We start from the raw sequence: 20,549 nt of genomic DNA, 5'->3' as shown, positions 1-20,549 counted from the left end.
AGTAACCAACCTTGCGCCGGATAGCGGCATTCGCCCTACCCGGCCTGGAAAAATATCTCGACCACAGGCCGGATACGCCTCACGTTCGTTTTCGCGCATTCAGCGTATCAACAAAGGCCATCGCTAAACCGACGATAAGCCCGGCGATGTGCGCGCCGTTCGCCATAGACATGCCAAACCAGTCAAACCAACCAGCGACTATCCACAATAATGCAAAAATAATTAAGCCGCGCTGGAGGTAAATTCCGCTTTGCGGATCGCGCTCTCCGCGCAGCCACACGTAACCCATCAGCGCATAGACGACGCCAGACAGCCCGCCAAACCACGGGCCGCTAAATTTCTGCTGTACATAGCCGCTTAGTAGCGCGCTTATCACCGTAATGACGATTAATTTACCGCTGCCCAGGCGCTTCTCTACCGCCCCGCCGAGATACCACCACCACAGCAGGTTAAAAAGAATATGCATCAGTGAAAAGTGCATAAAGATATGGGTGAAGTAGCGCCAGAATTCAAATTTTAAAACCGGATCGAACGGCCACGCCAGCCACACCATCACCGTCTGATCGCCGATGAGACTCATCGCGATATAGACCAGCACGCAGGCGAGCATCACGATCCAGGTAACAGGGCCGGCTCGTTCACGCAGCGTGGCGAGAAAGGGAAAACGGCGGTAGCGTAGCCCGCTGTTCGTCTGCCCGGACTGCCAGCTAGCCGCCAGATAACGCGGATCGCCGGGATTTTCTATAAACCGCGCCAGCTCGACCCGCACACGTTCGGCCTGCGATTCATCTGCCAACCAGATATCGCTTTGATTATGTTGCTGAATAGTAAGAATGACGCCCTGGGTGGCCATGTAATCAACAAATGCCTGCGCCACGCGAGGATTCGCAAAGGAAGTAATCATCAACATTATTGCTGTCGCTTAGTCCATACAAAAGAAGACAGTATATATACCCTTCTCGTCGGAGGCTGCATCTTTATGGGATTACGCGCCATTTGCGACATCGGCAGGGAAACGGCGATGCCAGGCCTCAAACCCGCCGTCAATGCTGTAAACCGCATCATAGCCTTGCTGGAGCAGATACTGCGCGGCGCCTTTACTACTGTTGCCGTGATAGCACATTACCATCACGGCGGTATCGAAACCATGCTCACGCATAAACGCGCCCAGCGTATCGTTAGTCAAGTGAAACGCCTGCGGCGCATGACCCATGGCATAACTTTGCGGATCGCGAATATCGACCAGCACCGCCGCGCCCTGGTGCAGTTTCTGATACGCCTCTTCTACAGTGATACATTCAAATTGTTCCATGAATCGCTCTTTCATTATTGCCGGTGAAGCCAATTAAGGCATTTTATCGCCCAGTGTACGTTGACGGAGTAGCTTAACGCCATAATGTTATACATATCACTCTAAAATGTTTTTTCGATGTTACCAATAGCGCGTTTCTTTGCTATTATGTTCGATAACGAACATTTTTGAACTTTAACGAAAGTGCAAGAGGGCAGCATGGAAACCAAAGATCTGATCGTGATAGGCGGGGGCATTAACGGTGCAGGCATCGCGGCTGATGCCGCCGGACGCGGTTTGTCCGTACTCATGCTGGAAGCGCAGGATTTGGCCTGCGCGACGTCTTCCGCCAGTTCGAAACTTATCCACGGCGGCTTACGCTACCTTGAGCACTATGAGTTCCGTCTGGTCAGCGAAGCGCTGGCAGAACGTGAAGTGCTGTTGAAAATGGCGCCGCACATCGCCTTCCCGATGCGTTTTCGTCTGCCGCACCGCCCGCATTTACGTCCGGCCTGGATGATCCGTATCGGTCTGTTTATGTACGATCACCTCGGCAAACGTACCAGTTTACCCGGTTCCACAGGTGTGCGGTTTGGCGCAGATTCGGTACTCAAACCTGAAATCGTGCGCGGATTCGAATACTCCGACTGCTGGGTAGACGATGCGCGTCTGGTGCTTGCTAACGCACAGATGGTGGTGCGTAAAGGCGGCGAAGTCCTTACCCGTACTCGCGCAACCGCCGCTCGTCGGGAAAATGGCCTGTGGATTGTCGAAGCGGAAGATATCGACACCGGTAAAAAATATGTCTGGCAGGCGCGCGGACTGGTTAACGCCACCGGACCGTGGGTCAAACAGTTCTTCGACGAAGGGATGCATCTGCCGTCACCGTATGGCATCCGCCTGATCAAAGGCAGCCATATCGTCGTGCCGCGCGTCCATAATCAGAAGCAGGCGTATATTCTGCAAAACGAAGATAAACGTATCGTCTTTGTCATTCCGTGGATGGAGGAGTTTTCGATCATTGGCACAACCGATGTCGAATATAAAGGCGATCCGAAAGCGGTAAAAATCGAAGAGAGCGAAATTAATTACCTGTTGAAGGTCTATAACGCGCACTTCCAGAAACAACTGGGGCGCGATGACATCGTCTGGACGTACTCCGGCGTCCGTCCGCTGTGCGATGATGAGTCCGACTCACCGCAGGCGATCACTCGCGATTATACCCTTGATATTCATGATGAAAACGGCAAAGCGCCGCTGCTTTCCGTGTTTGGCGGTAAGCTCACGACCTACCGTAAGCTGGCCGAACATGCGATGGAAAAACTGGCGTCTTATTATCCAGGCATCGGCCCGGCATGGACCAAAACGTGCGTACTGCCCGGCGGCGACATCGACGGCAGCCGCGAAGATTACGCGGCGAAGCTGCGTCGTCGTTATCCGTTCCTGACGGAATCGCTGGCGCGCCACTATTCGCGCACTTACGGCAGCAACACGGAGTGGATTCTCGGCGAAGCCACGTCGCTGCTTGATTTAGGCGAAGATTTCGGTCATGAGTTTTACGAAGCAGAACTCAAGTACCTGGTGGATCACGAATGGGTGCGCCGTACTGAAGATGCTATCTGGCGTCGCACCAAAGAAGGCATGTGGCTGACCGCCGAACAGCAGTCCCGCATCACTCAGTGGCTGGCAGCGTATGTTGAGAAACACCAGCTTTCACTGGCGTCCTGAGAAAAATGCCGGATGGCGGCTAACGCCTGATCCGGCCTACAAGGATACATAAACGTAGGCCGGGCAAGCGAAGCGCCGCCGGCATCGGGATTTACAACCGCACCGGATCAATATGCCAGATATTTTCGGCATACTCTTTGATGGTTCTGTCCGATGAGAAGTAGCCCATATTGGCAATGTTGAGCATCGCTTTCGTCGTCCATTCTTCCGGGCGACGATACAACTCATCCACCTTATCCTGGCAGTCCACGTAGCTGCGGTAGTCCGCCAGCACCTGATAGTGATCGCCAAAGTTAATCAGCGAATCTACCAGATCGCGGTAACGACCTGGCTCTTCCGGATTAAAGACGCCGCTACCAATCTGCGTCAGTACCTGATGTAGCTCTTCATCTTTTTCATAATAGTCGCGAGGCTTATAACCCTGCCTGCGCAACGCTTCCACCTCTTCGGCAGTATTACCGAAGATAAAGATATTCTCCTCGCCGACATGCTCCTGCATCTCAACGTTCGCGCCATCCAGCGTACCAATGGTGAGCGCGCCGTTCAGGGCAAATTTCATATTACTGGTGCCGGAAGCTTCTGTCCCTGCCAGCGAAATCTGCTCAGACAGGTCGGCAGCGGGAATGATCACCTGCGCCAGGCTGACGCTGTAGTTCGGGATAAACACCACTTTCAGCTTGTCGCCAATCTGCGGATCGTTGTTAATCACTTTCGCCACGTCGTTGATCAGATGAATAATGTGTTTTGCCATGTAATAGGCGGAAGCCGCCTTACCGGCAAAAATATTCACCCGCGGCACCCAGTCGGCCTCCGGATTTTCTTTAATGCGGTTATAGCGGGTAATGACATGCAGCACGTTCATCAGCTGACGTTTGTACTCGTGAATACGCTTGATCTGCACGTCAAACAGCGCCTTCGGGTTCACCACCACATTCAGTTGTTGCGCTATCACTACCGCCAGCCGTTTTTTATTTTCCAGCTTCGCCTGACGCACCGCATGATTGACCAGCGGATAATCACAATGCTGCTTCAGCTCGCTGAGCTGACTAAGATCGGTACGCCAGGTACGGCCAATATTCTCATCCAGCACGTCAGACAGCGGCGGGTTTGCCAGCGCCAGCCAGCGGCGCGGCGTAACGCCGTTAGTGACGTTACAAAAACGGGTCGGAAAAATCTTCGCAAAATCCGCGAACAGCGACTGCACCATCAGGTTGGAATGGAGTTCAGAAACGCCGTTGACTTTATGGCTGACCACCACCGCCAGCCAGGCCATCCGTACCCGGCGGCCGTTCGACTCATCAATAATCGACGCGCGTCCAAGCAGGCTGGTATCGTTGGGATATTGCTCCTGCAACGTTTTCAGAAAATAGTCGTTAATCTCGAAGATAATCTGCAGGTGACGGGGCAGAATTTTCCCCAGCATATCGACTGGCCAGGTTTCCAGCGCCTCGCTCATCAACGTATGGTTGGTATAAGAGAAGACCTGACAGCACACCTCAAACGCGTCGTCCCAGCTAAATTTATGTTCATCAATCAGCAGACGCATCAGCTCAGGAATTGACAGCACCGGATGCGTATCATTGAGGTGAATGGCGATTTTATCCGCCAGATTCTCATAGGTTTTATGCAGTTGATAATGACGGTGCAGGATATCCTGCACCGTCGCCGAGACCAGAAAATACTCCTGGCGCAGGCGTAGCTCTCGTCCGGAATAGGTGGAATCGTCCGGGTAGAGCACCCGCGACACGTTCTCAGAGTGGTTTTTATCTTCCACCGCCGCGAAGTAGTCGCCCTGGTTGAATTTACCGAGGTTGATTTCACTACTGGCCTGCGCATTCCACAGCCGCAGAGTGTTAGTGGCGTCGGTGTCGTAACCGGGGATGATCTGATCATACGCGACGGCCAGAATCTCTTCCGTCTCAATCCAGCGCGCTTTTTTACCTTCCTGCTGAATGCGCCCGCCAAAAAGCACTTTATAGCGTGTATTGTGGCGCTTGAACTCCCACGGGTTGCCATATTCCAGCCAGTAATCCGGAGATTCTTTTTGCCGCCCGTCGACAATATTCTGCTTAAACATGCCGTAGTCGTAGCGAATGCCATACCCGCGACCCGGTAATCCTAGCGTCGCCAGCGAGTCCAGGAAGCAAGCCGCCAGCCGTCCTAAGCCGCCGTTGCCAAGCCCGGGGTCATTCTCTTCATCGATCAGCTCTTCGAGATCTAAGCCCATGGCCTCCAGCGCGCCTTTCACGTCGTCATAAATGCCCAGCGAGAGCAGCGCGTTAGAGAGGGTACGACCAATCAAAAACTCCATCGACAGGTAATAAACCTGCCGGGTTTCCTGCGATAATTGGGCTCGATTAGAACGCAGCCAGCGCTCCACCAGACGATCGCGCACCGCGAACAATGTGGCGTTCAGCCATTCATGTTTATTGGCAATGACCGGGTCTTTACCAATCGTAAACATCAGCTTATAGGCAATAGAATGCTTAAGCGCCTCAACGCTGAGTGTGGGCGATGCATAAGTAAACGGAGCATTCATATAAATGATTCCTGGATGACTATTTCAAGCGATAGTACAGCTCGCGGTATGATTTCGCGGCAACTTGCCAGCTAAAATCCATCGCCATCGCCTGCCGTTGTACAAACCGCCAAAGCGAAGGCCGTGACCACAACACAAAAGCACGCCGAATCGCGCGTAGCAACGACCAGGCGTTACTGTCTTCGAAGACAAAACCGCTGGCGATACCGTCCGCCAAATTTTCCAGCGAACTGTCGGAGACCGTATCGGCCAACCCCCCGGTACGCCGCACCAGAGGCAGCGTGCCATACTTTAAGCCATATAACTGCGTTAAGCCGCACGGTTCGAAACGACTGGGCACCAGAATGACGTCCGCGCCGCCCATAATGCGATGCGAGAAAGCTTCGTGATAGCCGATCTGTACGCCAACCTGCCCTGGGTGTTCCGCCGCCGCCGCGAGGAACCCCTCCTGAAGCACCGGATCGCCCGCGCCGAGTAGCGCCAACTGCCCGCCCTGCTCCAGCAGCCCCGGTAACGCCTCCAGCACCAGATCCAGACCTTTCTGGTTGGTCAGACGGCTTACCACGGCGAACAGCGGCACTTTGTCGTTAACCTTCAACCCCATCGCAATTTGTAGCTGACGTTTGTTTTCCGCCTTCTCTTCCAGGGTATCGCGCGTGTAGCGCGACGCCAGCAGCAGATCGGATTCCGGGTTCCAGATCTTCTCATCCACGCCGTTCAGTATGCCGGACAAGCGCCCTTCCAGATGACGCTGACGCAGCAGGCCTTCCATACCATAAGCAAACTGCGGTTCGGTAATTTCACGCGCATAGGTCGGGCTCACCGCCGTAATATGGTCGGCATAGTACAAACCGGCCTTCAAAAAGGAGAGTTGTCCGTTGAACTCCAGCCCATGCATATTAAAGAATGACCACGGCAGTTCGATGTCATCCATATGCTTTGCATAAAACATGCCTTGATAGGCCAGGTTGTGTACGGTAAAGACCGATTTCGCCGGCCGCCCGCGCGCCGCCAGATAGGCGGGCGCCAGCCCGGCGTGCCAGTCATGGGCGTGCACCACGTCGGGGCGCCAGAATGGATCAAGTCCGCAGGCCATTTCACAGCCGACCCACCCTAACAGGGCAAAGCGCAGCACGTTATCGGTATAAGCATATAAATTCGTATCGTGATAGGGACTGCCTGGACGCTCGTACAGATGCGGCGCGTCGATCAGATAAATGCCCACGCCGTTATAATGCCCGAACAGCAGCGATATCTTACCGGCGAAAGTATCGCGGCGGCTCACCACATGCGCATCGGGTATCCCCCGACGGATATCGGGAAACCCTGGAAGCAGAACGCGAACATCAACACCATCCGCAATTTGTGCCGCAGGCAACGCGCCTATCACATCCGCCAGCCCCCCAGTCTTCAGCAGGGGGAACATCTCTGAACATACATGTAAAACCTGCATTATCGCTCCTGTTTGACCTGCAGTTTGCGCAGCATTTCACGCGTGACCAGTACAATACCTTCTTCTGAACGGTAGAAACGACGAGCGTCCTCTTCCGCATTTTCACCAATCACCATGCCTTCCGGGATAATACAGGCACGGTCAATAACACAGCGACGTAAACGGCAGGAGCGTCCTACCCAAACCTCAGGTAACAACACTGCCGAATCAATATTACAAAAAGAATTTATTCTCACCCGTGGGAAGAGCACAGATTGCACCACCACCGAACCGGAGATAATGCAGCCGCCGGAGACCAGCGAGTTCAGCGTCATACCGTGGCTACCGGAGCGGTCCTGCACGAATTTCGCAGGCGGTAGCGATTCCATATGCGTACGAATAGGCCAGTTCTGGTCATACATATCCAGCTCCGGCGTCACCGAGGCTAAATCCAGGTTCGCCTTCCAGTAAGCTTCCAGCGTACCTACATCGCGCCAGTACGGTTCGGCTTGCGGATCGGACTGCACGCAGGAGAGCGGGAAAGGATGCGCGTAAGCCATACCTTCTCGGGTGATTTTGGGGATAATGTCTTTACCGAAATCGTGGCTGGAAGCGTCATCTTTATCGTCTGCCGCCAGCAATTCATACAGGTAATCGGCGTCAAAAACGTAAATGCCCATACTGGCCAGCGATTTGCTGGCGTCACCAGGCATTGCGGGGGGATTCGCCGGTTTTTCGACAAAATCAATAATCTTGTCGCTTTCATCGACCGCCATCACGCCGAATGCCGTCGCTTCTTTGATCGGCACCGGCATACAGGCCACCGTGCAACGCGCGCCCTTTTCAACGTGATCGATCAACATACGCGAGTAGTCCTGCTTGTAGATATGATCGCCTGCCAGGATGACGACATATTCCGCTTTATAGCGACGAATAATATCCAGGTTCTGGGTCACCGCGTCTGCCGTGCCGCGATACCAGTTTTCGCCCTTCATACGCTGTTGGGCTGGCAGCAGATCGACAAATTCGTTCATCTCTTCGCTAAACAGTGACCAGCCGCGCTGAATATGCTGCACCAGCGTATGGGACTGATACTGAGTGATCACGCCGATACGGCGAATCCCGGAGTTCAGACAATTAGATAAGGCGAAATCGATGATGCGGAACTTCCCACCAAAGTGGACGGCTGGTTTGGCGCGTTTGTTCGTTAAATCTTTTAGACGCGTGCCGCGGCCGCCGGCCAGGATTAGGGCAACAGATTTCAGTGGCAGCTGGCGCGCCAACATTACACGATCGTTCTTCTCTAAACTCACCATGATTAACTCCTTTTTTATCCTCTCTGGAACACACACAGTCCATGCGCAGGTCCCTGCCAGACCGCCGTTATCACCGGATTATCCTCTCCAGCGAATGGGGGAACGGCGCGCCATTCCCCTTCGGGTAAAACTATATCTGTCACCTCAAGCGTGGCATTTATCGCAATCAGAAAACGGTCCGACAACAGAATTTGCATCAGCTTAGGCCCGTTTTGCCACTCATCCGCACTCAAGGGTTGCGCGTTTTTATTCAGCCAACGCACGTTGCCATCGCCTTCTTCCCACCAGCTATTGCCGGTTAAAGCCGGTATCTGCTGACGCAAACGAATCAGCGCGGCGGTAAACGTGGTTAACCCACGATTTGCCTGCTGCCAGTCCAGCCAGGTTAAGGCATTATCCTGACAATAGGCGTTATTGTTGCCGTGCTGGCTATGGCCGTGTTCATCGCCTGCCAGCAGCATCGGCGTTCCCTGAGAGAGCAGTAGCGTCGCCAGCAGGGCATGAATGCTGTCGCGCCGCCGCTCCATTAAATCAAGCGGACCGCCTAATCCTTCTTTACCATGATTGTCGCTGTAATTGCTGTTGGTGCCGTCGCGATTTTCCTCACCGTTCGCCTCATTGTGTTTCTGATTGAAACAGACGCAGTCCCGGAGCGTAAAACCGTCATGCGCCGTGAGCAGATTGACAGAGGCGCCGGGCGTGCGGCCATTGCGTTTAAACACATCGCTGGAAGCGGCGAAACGACAGGCAAATTCCCCCGTCGTCAGGTTACGCGGCAACCAGAATCGGCGGGCCGCATCGCGAAAATGATCGTTCCACTCGGCAAACGGTGGCGGAAAATTCCCGACCTGATAGCCGCCCTCGCCAATATCCCACGGTTCAGCAATCAGCTTGACCGTTGATAACACAGGACACGCTTTAATCGCGGCGAACAGCGGCGCATCCTGGCGAAACGTCGGCGTGCGCCCCATGACGGACGCCAAATCAAAACGAAAACCATCGACATGACAGGTTTCCACCCAATAGCGCAAACACTCGCACGCGTATTCCACCACGCCGGGATGGCTTAAATTGAGCGTGTTGCCGCATCCCGTCCAGTTGTGATAATCGCCATCGTCCCTTATCCAATAATAGCTACGGTTATCAATTCCGCGCAGGGAGAAGGTTGGACCGTCCAGATCCAGCTCGGCGCTATGGTTTAATACGATGTCCAGAATGACCTCAATCCCCGCGCGATGCAGCGCTTTCACCGCGTCGCGAAACTCGTCCAGCGCCGTCTCGGGCGAACTGGCCCAGGCGGGATGCAGCGCGAACATCGCCATCGGGTTATAACCCCAATAATTGGTCAGCCCCATACGTTGCAGGCGCGGCTCGCTGGCAAACTGCGCTACCGGCAACAGTTCCAGCGCCGTAATGCCAAGCTGTTTGAAGTACGCCACCATGACCGGATGACCGAGCGCTTTATAGGTGCCGCGTATCTCCTGGGGGAGTTCCGGATGCAGGTAGGTAAGCCCTTTGACATGCGCTTCATAGATGACCGTTTTTCCCCACGGCGTGCGCGGCGCGGCGTCATCTTCCCAGTCATAATGGTCGCTGATTATCACGCTTTTCGGCGCCACCGCCGCGTTATCGCGGTAATCCGGTTCATCGTGTCCGCCGTGCAACAGCGGATGATCTTTTAGTTCGCCCTCCACCCGGCGCGCATAAGGATCAAGCAGTAACTTCGCCGGATTAAACCGATGCCCCTGCGCTGGCTGCCACGGGCCATGTACGCGATAGCCATAGCGCAAACCAGGCCTGGCGCCTGCCAGATAACCATGCCAGACATCGCCGCGACGTCCTGGCAGGTCATAGCGGCGCTCATTCCCTCGGGAATCAAAAACGCACAGCTCTACGCGCTCCGCATGGGCGGAAAAGAGCGTGAAATTCACGCCATGACCGTCATACGTTGCGCCATGCGGCGTTGCTTCGCCGATCGCAAGCTGCGTCATTCCCCCTCCCGCATCAGCCAGATCGTCGCCAACGGCGGTAACGTCAGGCTAAGAGAGTGCTGACGGCCATGGCTTTCGATCTCATCGCTGTGCACCACGCCGCCGTTGCCGGTGTTGCTACCGTGATAATGCATCGAATCAGTATTGAGAATTTCACGCCAGCGTCCCGGCTGGTTGATGCCAAAACGGTAGTCGTGGCGAGGAACGGGCGTAAAGTTGCTGGCGACGATGATCTCGTTACCGGCTTTATCACGGCGTACAAAAATCAGTACCGAGCGTTCATTGTCATCGACCACCAGCCACTCAAAGCCGTAAGCATCAAAATCCAGCTCATGCAACGCTTTATGGTGGCGATAGGTGTGGTTGAGATCGCGTACCAGACGCTGAACCCCGTGGTGCCAGTTATCGCCCCCCTCCAGCAAGTGCCAGTCGAGGCTGGCGTCATGGTTCCACTCGCGTCCCTGGGCAAACTCATTCCCCATAAACAGCAGTTTCTTGCCGGGGAAGGCCCACATCCAGCCATAGTAGGCGCGCAGGTTGGCGAATTTTTGCCACGCATCGCCCGGCATACGATCGAGAATGGATTTCTTGCCGTGAACCACCTCATCGTGCGACAGCGGCAGAACAAAGTTTTCGGTATGGTTGTACAACATACCAAAGGTCAGCTTGTCGTGATGATACTGGCGGTACACTGGGTCCAGCTTCATATAGTCCAGCGTGTCGTGCATCCAGCCCAGGTTCCACTTGTACCAGAACCCCAGGCCGCCCGTTTCCGGTGGACGCGTCACGCCAGAGAAGTCTGTCGACTCTTCCGCCATGCTGACCGCGCCGGGCACCTGCTCGCCAATAATGCGGTTGGTATTACGCAGAAACTCAATGGCTTCCAGGTTTTCACGACCGCCGAACTCGTTCGGTATCCACTCGCCCTCTTTGCGGCTGTAGTCGCGGTAGATCATAGAGGCCACCGCATCGACACGCAGCGCATCAATCCCAAAACGCTCCATCCAGTACAGGGCGTTGCCCACCAGATAATTACTGACTTCACGACGACCATAGTTGTAGATCAGCGTATTCCAGTCCTGGTGATAGCCCTCGCGCGGATCGCTGTGCTCATAGAGGTGGGTGCCGTCAAACTCCGCGAGGCTAAATTCATCGGACGGGAAATGGCCCGGCACCCAGTCGAGAATGACGTTAAGGCCCGCCGCATGGGCCGCATTGATGAAATAGCGGAAGTCGTCCCGCGTACCAAAGCGGCGGGTCGGCGCGTAGAGGCCGGTCGGCTGGTAGCCCCAACTGCCGTCAAACGGATGTTCGTTGACCGGCAAGAGTTCAAGGTGCGTAAAGCCCATCCATTTGGCGTAAGGCACAAGCTGATCCGCCAGCTCACGATAGCTCAGCCAGAAATTGTTATCCGTATGGCGGCGCCATGAACCTAAATGCACCTCATAAATCGAGATCGGCGCATCAAACTGATTGGCTTTTTGTCGTTCTTCGCTTGGCGTCACTTTCTCCGGCAGTCCGCAAATCATCGACGCCGTTTCCGGACGCATCTGCGCCTCAAAAGCATAGGGATCGGCTTTAATGCGCAGATTACCATTCGCATCAAGCAGCTCGAATTTATACAGTTGTCCATTATGCGCGCCGGGGATAAACAGCTCCCAAATACCGCTCTCTTTGCGCAGACGCATCGGGTGGCGACGCCCATCCCAATAGTTGAATTGCCCGACAACCGAAACGCGACGAGCATTAGGCGCCCAGACGGAGAAACGGGTGCCGGTGACGCCATCCATCGTATCGGCGTGCGCGCCCAGCGTTTCATAAGGACGCAGGTGGGTGCCTTCCGACAATAGCCAGACATCCATTTCCTGTATTAATGGACCAAAACGGTAAGGATCGTCGATGAGGTTCTGCTGTCCGTGCCAGGTCACGGCGAGCTGATAGCGAAAGAAATTTTTACGTCGGGGTAAAACGCCGCAGAAAAAACCGCGAGCGTCGAGACATTCCAGTTTGCCGACTTTACGTCCGGTTTTGGGTTCAATCACCCATACGTCGGTGGCGTCAGGTAATAGGGCGCGGACTTCTAGTCCGGCTTGGGTCTGGTGCATTCCGAGTACGGAAAAAGGGTCCGCAAAATGTCCTGCAATTAGCGCATTAATCACGTCTCTATCGATACGACTGGACATGGTTTGTCATCCTGTTTTGTGGCGTCACTCCATCTCACTGAATTCAACATCAGGTAGTGACACTTCTTTGACCTGAACGGCGCAGCACACTGTGCATCCTATCTGCGTCGTCCTACCTTCAGGTTAGGCTTAATACCCGTGGGATTAAGCTACCCTTAAAGAATAGCCAATGCTCTGCTTAACTCCTGATAAAAATGAAACATCTGCGTTTACTCCTGTATTACGCAAAAAAAAGGGTGACGATGCACCCTACATATCAATCTGACGTCTGCTTGCCGACTACACCTTATCTGGCGGATATTGCTGGATGGCGGCGCTGACACGCCTTATCCGGCCTACAGAACCACACGCAGGCCCGATAAGCGCTGCAATAGCTACTACGCCAACTGGCGCAGCATTCGACGCAGCGGCTCGGCGGCGCCCCATAACAACTGGTCGCCTACGGTAAACGCCGACAAGAACTCTGGCCCCATGTTCAGCTTACGCAGACGACCAACCGGCGTAGTCAACGTGCCGGTCACCGCCGCCGGGGTTAATTCGCGCATAGTGATATCACGATCGTTCGGCACCACTTTCGCCCACGGATTATGTGCCGCCAGCAGTTCTTCCACCGTCGGAATGGATACCTCTTTTTTCAGCTTAATGGTGAACGCCTGGCTGTGACAGCGCAGTGCGCCGACGCGCACACACAAACCATCAACCGGAATCACAGAGGCGGTATTGAGAATCTTGTTGGTTTCCGCCTGGCCTTTCCACTCTTCGCGGCTTTGGCCGTTATCGAGCTGTTTGTCGATCCAGGGGATCAGGCTTCCCGCCAGCGGTACGCCAAAGTTATCCACCGGCAGCTCGCCGCTGCGGGTCAATGCCGTAACTTTGCGTTCAATATCAAGAATTGCGGAAGACGGCGTCGCCAGTTCATCGGCGACATGGCCATACAACTGACCCATTTGGGTTAACAGCTCGCGCATATGGCGCGCGCCGCCGCCGGAGGCGGCCTGATAGGTCGCGACGGATACCCAGTCAACGAGATTATGGGCAAAGAGACCGCCCAGCGACATCAACATCAGGCTAACGGTACAGTTACCGCCCACAAAGGTCTTCACGCCATTGTTCAGGCCGTCGGTAATCACGTCCTGGTTGACCGGGTCGAGAATAATAATGGCATCATCTTTCATGCGCAGCGTAGAAGCCGCATCAATCCAGTAACCCTGCCATCCGCTTTCGCGCAGCTTTGGATAAATTTCGTTGGTATAATCGCCGCCCTGGCAAGTCACGATGATATCGAGCGCTTTTAGCGCATCCAGATCAAAAGCGTCCTGTAGCGTGCCGGTGGAGGTGTCGCCGAAGGTGGGCGCCGCCTGTCCAAACTGGGAGGTAGAAAAGAAAACAGGGCGAATAGCGTCGAAATCGCGCTCCTCTACCATGCGTTGCATGAGAACAGAGCCGACCATTCCGCGCCAGCCGATAAAACCAACATTTTTCATAGCGTTTTTTTCCTGCAAAGAGATGTGCTGTGTATGCGCGCCAGTATCCTGTGGCGCATCCTTCACCATACAAAAAGCAGCCAAAGTCGCAAGTGAAATTAATCAATGATAGCGAAGCCATCAGTAATGCGACTTATCCTGCCTTACCGCGCAAGCAGAAAGTCCAGTGGCGATTATCAGGGAATTTGCGTTAGGAAGGGAATCATTTCCGTCGCTGTTTTATTGATCCTAATTATGGATCAGCGTAGAAATTTGCCTGCTTTTATGCGCGTACTGAAACATGGCGAGGCAAAACGTCGTTGGGCGATTGCCATGCACACCTCAATAAAAAAACCGGGTAGCGATTACGCCTTACCCGGCTTACGGTGTCGATATGTGCCCGTTTCCAGGCCCGGTAAGCACCGCGCCACCGGGCAACAAGACTCAGCTCAGCAGTTGGAAAGCAATCATCCCGACAATCGCGCCGACCGTGCCGAGGATAGTTTCCATCATCGTCCAGGTCTTCAGCGTCTGTGCTTCGGTCGCGCCGGTAAATTTACCGAACAGCCAGAAGCCAGCGTCGTTAACATGAGAAACCACAATTGAACCGCCGGCGATACAGATAGAGAGCGCAGCCATCTGCGCGCCGGAGAAATTCAGTTGCTCTATGACCGGCATCACCAGACCGACCGCGGTTAAACACGCCACGGTCGCGGAACCCTGAATGATGCGCACCGCCGCCGCCAGCACAAAGCAGGTAATGGCAATCGGCAGTCCCATACCGGTTAACGCTTCGCCCAGCGCCGGGCCGACGCCGGAGTCAACCAGTACCTGTTTGAACACCCCGCCTGCGCCAATCACCAGCAGAATAATGCCCGCCGGTTGCAGCGCGTGGCCGCAGATTTCCATCACTTTGTCTTTCGGCATCCCCTGACGCATCGCCAGGCCGTAAATCGCTACCAGACAAGCGACCAGAATCGCAGTGAAGGGGTGGCCGATAAACTCAAACCATTCGTAAGCGGTGGAACCTTCCGGCACAAAACGCGCGGCGATCGTTTTCAGTCCTACCAGCACCAACGGCAGCAGGATCAGCGACAGGCTGAAGCCGAAAGAAGGCATTTTGCCTTCGCCCAGATGCGGCTCGGTAATGTCGTCAGGAATACGCAGCTCAACGTAACGGCTGATAAAATTCCCCCACAGCGGCCCGGCGATAATCATGCCAGGAATGGCGGCGCACAGCCCAATCAGGATCATCCAGCCGAAATCAGCATGCATCTGGGAAGCCAGCAGCATCGGCGCAGGCCCAGGCAACAAAAACGCCGCGGCTGCCGCCACGCCCGCAAACAGCGGAATGACCAGCTTCACCAGGTTTGTGCCGGTATGACGCGCCATTGAGAACGCCACGCTTATCAGCAGCACAATCGCCACTTCAAAGAACAGCGGGAGCGCGCAAATCAAGCCGGCCAGGCCAATCGCATAGTGCGCGCGGTTATGGCCAAAGGATTTAAGCATCTTGACGGCTATCTGATCGACCGCGCCGGTTTCATGCAGAATTTTACCGAACATCGCCCCCAGCGCGACCACAATCGCCAGGAAGCCCAGCGTGCCGCCCATCCCTTTTTCCATGGTCGCGGCGATTTTATCAAGCGGCATCCCTGAAAAAAGCCCCGCGCCCATTGAGACGACCATTAACGCGACGAAGGCGTGCATACGCGCCTTCATCACGAGAAACAGCAGCAGTAAGACGGAACCGACGGCGGTTAAAACCAGTGTTAATGTACTCACAGCGTACTGCCTTTATTGATGACCTCAATGGTGCTCGCCACGACGCCTTCCAACGGCTGGTCGATATCCACCACCAGAACATCGCGTTCGTCGGCACCCGGCTCTTGCAGCGTTTCAAACTGCGTCACCAGCATCTGGGTTTTGAAGAAATGACCTTTGCGCGCTTTCAGACGGCTTTCAATGACGTCGAAATCACCTTTCAGATAGATAAAAGAGAGGTTCGGGTTTCCCTCGCGCAGCAGGTCACGATAATGTTTTTTCAATGCGGAACAGACAATCAGCGAGATTTTATTGGTACGCTGCATCGCAAAAGCGGCGTCGTTCAGCGCCTGTAACCACGGTTTGCGGTCATCATCATTCAACGGCTCGCCGGAAGCCATTTTTTCAATATTGCAGCGCGGATGCAGAAAATCGCCGTCCAGAAACGCGGCATGAAGCTGATGCGCCACGGCGCTTGCGACAGCGGATTTACCGCTGCCTGATACGCCCATCAGAACGTAAACGTGGTGATCATGATTAGTCGTGCTCAAAGCGGGCCCCCACTCTACAAGTTGCAAAATTTGTTACGGGTAACTGTTATCGGTAACATTGTCCAACCGCACCATTCACGACGCAATGACCATTCGTGCCAAAAGTGAATAAGTGTGAGCTACTTCAAAGTTGTCAGACTAAATAGATCCGCCCGGTGACAAGGTGAAACCTAAATCTAACATTTTCGGCGTGACCGTTTCGCCGCGAATGCGGGCCAACAGGCGTTCCGCGCCAATGCTGCCCATTCGCTCGCGCGGCGTCAGGACGCTTGCCAGACGCGGTTCCATCACCTGGCCGATGTCATGACCGTGGAACCCGGCGATCGCCATGTCGTCCGGGATTTTTAGCCCCAGGCGCTGGCATTCGAAGGCCGCCCCCACCGCCAGGTCATCGTTGGTGCAAAAAATACCGTCAAGCTGTGGGTATTCGCGTCGCGCCTGGCGCATGAGTTCGATACCGGAAGAGTAGGATGAAGATTGCTCCATCATCACACTGTAAGGAACCAGGCCTGCGTCCCGCATCGCCTGTTCATAGCCCTTCTGCTTGATGATAGTACGTTCGTCGAGGCGCGCCCCCAGATAGGCGATATGACGATGACCGCGCGCGATAATCGCGGCGGTCATCTGACGGGCGGCCTCGAAGTTGTCAAAACCAACGGCAATATCGAGACACGGCGACTGGCTGTCCATCAGTTCCACCACCGGAATCCCGGCGACTTCGATCATTTTTAAGGTGCGCGGCGTATGGGTACGCTCAGTGAGGATCAGGCCATCGATATTCCAGGAGAGCATCGATTCCAGGCGCTCCTGCTCCATCTCCGGTTTATAGCCGTAGTGCGCCAGCATGGTTTGATAACCATGCGCGTCGGTGACAGCCTCAATGCCGCGTAACACTTCCGCAAAGACCTGGTTGGTTAAAGACGGCAGCAGAACGCCAATAGCGCGGCTGGTAGCGTTGGAAAGAATGTCAGGCGCGCGATTAGGAATGTACCCGAGCTCATCAAGCGCAGCCGCAATTTTACCCCGCAGCGCGACGGAGACCTGCTCCGGATTACGCAAAAAACGGCTGACCGTCATTTTGGTCACGCCCACACGGTCGGCCACATCCTGAAGTACGGGTCTTTTCTTTTTCATCGTCCTGAAAGGTATAAAAGGGATAGATTTGCCCAGTTTACCACGGACGTGCGGAATTAATGACAAACGATGAAAAGCCGGATGGCAACGCTTTCGCGTCTTATCCGGCCTACAAAAGGTTACAGCACGTTAAACTGGCGGCAAGTCAAACAGCAACACTTCACTGTCGCTGTCGGCATGAATCGAGATTGCCTGCTCATCCCAAATCGCCAGACCATCGCTGGTGGTGGCTTTAGTACCGTTAATGGTCACGTTACCTTTTACCACCTGGATCCAGACGCGGCGCTCAGCGGCAATCTGATGCACCGACTGCTCATCTTTGAGCAGCGCCCAGCGGTACAGCTCCATATCCTGGTGGACCTTCAGCGAACCATCGCGAGCATCTGGCGAAAGCACCAGTTGCTTGCCCTGCGCGGCGTCGAAGCGACGCTGTTCGTAGCGCGGCGTGATGCCGGTTTCTTGCGGAATGATCCAGATCTGGTACAGCCGCAGACGATCCGTTTTGCTCGGGTTGTACTCGGAGTGGCGAACGCCGGTCCCGGCGCTCATAATCTGGAATTCACCTGCCGGAACCTGTTCTTTATTGCCCATACTGTCCTGGTGTTCTACGGCGCCTTCCAGCACATAGGTCAAAATTTCCATGTCTTTATGCGGATGCGTGCCGAACCCCTGGCCTGCGTCGATCACGTCGTCGTTAATCACACGCAGCGCCGAGAACCCCATAAAGTTCGGATCGTAATAATCGGCAAAAGAAAAGGTATGCCAGGAGTCAAGCCAGCCATGATTCGCATGACCGCGGTCGTTTGCTTTGCGTAAGTAGATCATTGTGTTCACCCCAGATGTTTTCGATGGAATAAGTGTGGACTCATTCCGTCCGGGATCATAGAGGGTGAAAATTGACTCCTCTGTTCAAAAAATATGAATAAGCGCAGAGGAGTCTGCAAGGGCTATTTAGCGAGGGTTATCGTCGCAGGCGTTGCCTGTTCGAAAGCACGTTCGAGGATTTCCAGGTTGGTAAGAACTTCAGATTCCTTGACGTAATTAGGCGTACCGACGGTCAACGTCTGGTACAGCGCATCATAAACACGACCATAGTCACCCGTTTCCGGTTTCACCTCTTCTTTCACCGTAACACCGTCATCGTTAACATATTCCAGCACGCCGACGGATTCGTCAGCGGCGAAACCGGGTTCACCGGGCATAATGTTCGCTTTCAGGCTGGTTTCTTGTTGATCGATACCGTACTTCACAAACGAACCTTTAGTCCCATGCACGATAAATTTCGGGTAATCAATTTTCACCAGGTGGCTGGTTTTAACGATAGCCTTCAAATCGCCATAAAATAGTTGCGCTTCAAAGGTGTCATCCGGATTCGCTTTATTACGCAGGCTACGAATGTCATACGCGACATGATCCGGGCGGCCAAATAGCGAAATAATTTGATCCATGGTGTGGACGCCAAGTCCGTAGAAAGCGCCATCTTGCGGCAGGCCCGGTTTGGTTTCCGCCACGGGTCGGTAGTAGTCAAAATGGCTTTCAACTTCGACAATCTTGCCCAGTTTCCCGCTCTCAATCGCTTTTTTAGCCGTGAGAAAACAGGAATCAAAACGCCGATTCTGATACGGCGTAACGGTCAGTCCTTTGCTTCGCGCCAGGTCGAACAACACTTTTGCCTGCGCCAGCGTCGGCGTGAAAGGTTTCTCAACCAGCACATTTTTACCCGCTTCCAGCGCGCGTTTGGCGTATTCGAAATGGCTGTCAGCATGCGTACAGACGATCACCAGTTTTACCTGCGGATCGCCCAACACCTCATCCAGATCGCTGGTGAAGTGAATATGTGAATACTGCGGCGCCTGCTCTTCCGGTTTAGCGTGACGACGGAAAATATGCGCGACATGCCAGGTATCTTTCCGATTCAGAACATAGGGGAGATGGTAACGGGTGGTACTTTTGCCGAATCCAATAAATGCGCAGTGTAAGGTCATGAGACGATCCTTTTGAAGATGATTGTTTACACCATAGCGCAAAGCGTGAGGAGACTGAATGTTGGATTCTTTGACGGTGGCGGAGAAGACTTTTCGGGCCTACAAAAGCAGATGCCTCAAGATCGGCCGTCGGCGTCGCGGTCAGTTTGTTCACGGCAAGCGCGCAGGGCCCGGAGCGTACTAAATGTACGTGAGGAGCACGAGCACTTCCCGGGGACAAAATGACAAGTAAGCCAGGCTGAAACAAAACCCAAAAAAAAGCCAGCAAAAGCTGGCTAAAGTAATACTGGAAGCAATGTGAGCAATGTCGTGCTTTCAGGTTCTCCGTAGGGGTTCCCCTGAATGCAAGGCAATAATAATCATTCTCATTCGCACTTGTCTACTTCTTTTTGCAAAAAAATGCGGTTGACGGAATTTTCTTTCTCAGCGAGTGTAAATACACAATTACCCCTGCAGGAGATAAGGAATGAGTGAAATAGTGATACGCCACGCTGAACCGAAAGATTACGACGCCATTCGTCAGATCCACGCCCAGCCGGAGGTGTATCACAACACGCTACAGGTTCCTCATCCTTCCCTCGAAATGTGGCAGGCGCGGCTAACCGAGCAAGCCGGGGTTAAACAACTGGTTGCCTGCATTGACGATATTGTCGTTGGCCATCTTTCTATTCAGGTCACCCAACGTCCTCGCCGCAGCCACGTGGCCGATTTTGGTATCTGCGTGGATGCCCGGTGGCACAATCGCGGCATTGCCAGCGCGCTGATCCGCACGATGATCGACATGTGTGACAACTGGCTGCGCGTCGAGCGTATCGAGTTAACGGTATTTGTTGATAACGAGCCCGCGGTGGCGGTGTATAAGAAGTACGGCTTTGAAATCGAAGGCACCGGTAAGAAATACGGCCTGCGCAACGGTGAGTACGTTGATGCGTACTTTATGGCGCGCGTGAAATAGCGCTTCCCCGCCCCACCCTGTGGGGCGAAACGTCACAAACCTTCACAACATTCCAGTTATTGCAACCTACTTCCCCTATATCAAAACAATAACCACCTGAATTTCATGGTTATTACCACTTTAAGCTTTATCACCGTTTTTTCCGTAATTTTAGCAATATTAATATTACATTTTTGTTTTTTTTTGGTTTCTGCCATCACTTTATGGTGACAATCAC

Annotated in this window: 15 protein-coding genes and 1 pseudogene; 3 read left to right on the top strand and 13 right to left on the bottom strand. The window is 54.1% G+C overall.

The window, feature by feature from the left end; translation table 11 throughout:
• Positions 1–79: 79 nt before the first annotated feature.
• Both glpG and glpE read right to left on the bottom strand, forming a co-directional pair.
• Positions 80–910, bottom strand: a complete 831-nt coding sequence (gene glpG, locus OLG56_RS01560) for a rhomboid family intramembrane serine protease GlpG (RefSeq protein WP_000928701.1) — start codon at positions 908–910, stop codon at positions 80–82.
• 75 nt (positions 911–985) lie between these two features.
• Positions 986–1,312 (bottom strand): thiosulfate sulfurtransferase GlpE, encoded by a 327-nt coding sequence (gene glpE / locus OLG56_RS01555; RefSeq protein WP_000434523.1) that lies wholly within the window; start codon positions 1,310–1,312, stop codon positions 986–988.
• 198 nt (positions 1,313–1,510) lie between these two features.
• Here glpE and glpD point away from each other — a divergent pair, with 198 nt between their 5' ends.
• A complete protein-coding gene (glpD, locus tag OLG56_RS01550) occupies positions 1,511–3,019 on the top strand; it encodes a glycerol-3-phosphate dehydrogenase (protein ID WP_000448178.1) in 1,509 nt (502 codons plus the stop codon).
• Positions 3,020–3,110: 91 nt separating this feature from the next.
• Here the strand turns inward: glpD and glgP are convergent, their stop codons facing one another.
• From glgP to asd, 6 genes are all read right to left on the bottom strand, one after another.
• A complete protein-coding gene (gene glgP / locus OLG56_RS01545; RefSeq protein WP_000993424.1) occupies positions 3,111–5,558 on the bottom strand; it encodes a glycogen phosphorylase in 2,448 nt (815 codons plus the stop codon).
• 19 nt (positions 5,559–5,577) lie between these two features.
• Positions 5,578–7,011: a glycogen synthase GlgA gene (gene glgA / locus OLG56_RS01540; RefSeq protein ID WP_001197669.1), complete on the bottom strand. Its 1,434-nt coding sequence runs from the start codon at positions 7,009–7,011 to the stop codon at positions 5,578–5,580.
• A complete protein-coding gene (glgC, locus tag OLG56_RS01535) occupies positions 7,011–8,306 on the bottom strand; it encodes a glucose-1-phosphate adenylyltransferase (RefSeq protein WP_000253995.1) in 1,296 nt (431 codons plus the stop codon). The genes glgA and glgC overlap by 1 nt, the downstream gene beginning before the upstream one ends.
• A gap of 14 nt (positions 8,307–8,320) precedes the next feature.
• Positions 8,321–10,297 carry a glycogen debranching protein GlgX gene (gene glgX / locus OLG56_RS01530; protein WP_000192478.1) on the bottom strand — a complete coding sequence of 659 codons (1,977 nt, stop codon included), beginning with the start codon at positions 10,295–10,297 and terminating at the stop codon, positions 8,321–8,323.
• Positions 10,294–12,480, bottom strand: a complete 2,187-nt coding sequence (gene glgB, locus OLG56_RS01525; RefSeq protein ID WP_000098558.1) for a 1,4-alpha-glucan branching enzyme — start codon at positions 12,478–12,480, stop codon at positions 10,294–10,296. Before glgB ends, glgX begins: the two co-directional genes overlap by 4 nt.
• A gap of 377 nt (positions 12,481–12,857) precedes the next feature.
• Positions 12,858–13,964, bottom strand: coding sequence for an aspartate-semialdehyde dehydrogenase (gene asd, locus OLG56_RS01520; RefSeq protein ID WP_000799940.1), 1,107 nt, complete (start codon positions 13,962–13,964; stop codon positions 12,858–12,860).
• A 234-nt stretch (positions 13,965–14,198) separates the two neighbouring features.
• On the opposite strand from asd, the pseudogene OLG56_RS22260 reads away from it, so the two are divergent.
• A pseudogene (locus tag OLG56_RS22260) lies at positions 14,199–14,273 on the top strand (MarC family protein); the annotation flags it as partial.
• 114 nt (positions 14,274–14,387) lie between these two features.
• On the opposite strand, the gene gntU reads toward OLG56_RS22260, so the two are convergent.
• The 5 genes from gntU to OLG56_RS01490 all read right to left on the bottom strand — a co-directional run bounded on the left by gntU (position 14,388) and on the right by OLG56_RS01490 (position 19,377).
• On the bottom strand, positions 14,388–15,728 hold the full coding sequence (gntU, locus tag OLG56_RS01510; protein WP_000105950.1) for a gluconate transporter: 1,341 nt from the start codon (positions 15,726–15,728) through the stop codon (positions 14,388–14,390).
• Positions 15,725–16,258: a gluconokinase gene (gntK, locus tag OLG56_RS01505; RefSeq protein WP_000108342.1), complete on the bottom strand. Its 534-nt coding sequence runs from the start codon at positions 16,256–16,258 to the stop codon at positions 15,725–15,727. Before gntK ends, gntU begins: the two co-directional genes overlap by 4 nt.
• A 138-nt stretch (positions 16,259–16,396) precedes the next feature.
• Positions 16,397–17,392 carry a gluconate operon transcriptional repressor GntR gene (gene gntR / locus OLG56_RS01500; protein WP_000730239.1) on the bottom strand — a complete coding sequence of 332 codons (996 nt, stop codon included), beginning with the start codon at positions 17,390–17,392 and terminating at the stop codon, positions 16,397–16,399.
• Between the two features lie 129 nt (positions 17,393–17,521).
• The gene (locus OLG56_RS01495) at positions 17,522–18,217 is read right to left on the bottom strand and encodes a pirin family protein (protein ID WP_000639789.1); all 696 of its coding nucleotides are present in this window, start codon (positions 18,215–18,217) and stop codon (positions 17,522–17,524) included.
• A 122-nt stretch (positions 18,218–18,339) separates the two neighbouring features.
• A complete protein-coding gene (locus OLG56_RS01490; protein ID WP_000172402.1) occupies positions 18,340–19,377 on the bottom strand; it encodes an oxidoreductase in 1,038 nt (345 codons plus the stop codon).
• 466 nt (positions 19,378–19,843) lie between these two features.
• On the opposite strand from OLG56_RS01490, the gene yhhY reads away from it, so the two are divergent.
• Entirely contained in the window at positions 19,844–20,332 is a 489-nt protein-coding gene (yhhY, locus tag OLG56_RS01485) for an N-acetyltransferase (protein ID WP_001290279.1), read from the top strand.
• The last annotated feature ends 217 nt before the right edge of the window (positions 20,333–20,549 follow it).

Origin of the sequence: Salmonella sp. 2018103 (assembly GCF_026247685.1) — a bacterium.
GTDB lineage: Bacteria > Pseudomonadota > Gammaproteobacteria > Enterobacterales > Enterobacteriaceae > Salmonella > Salmonella enterica.
This window is presented reverse-complemented; position numbering and strand designations above follow the sequence as displayed.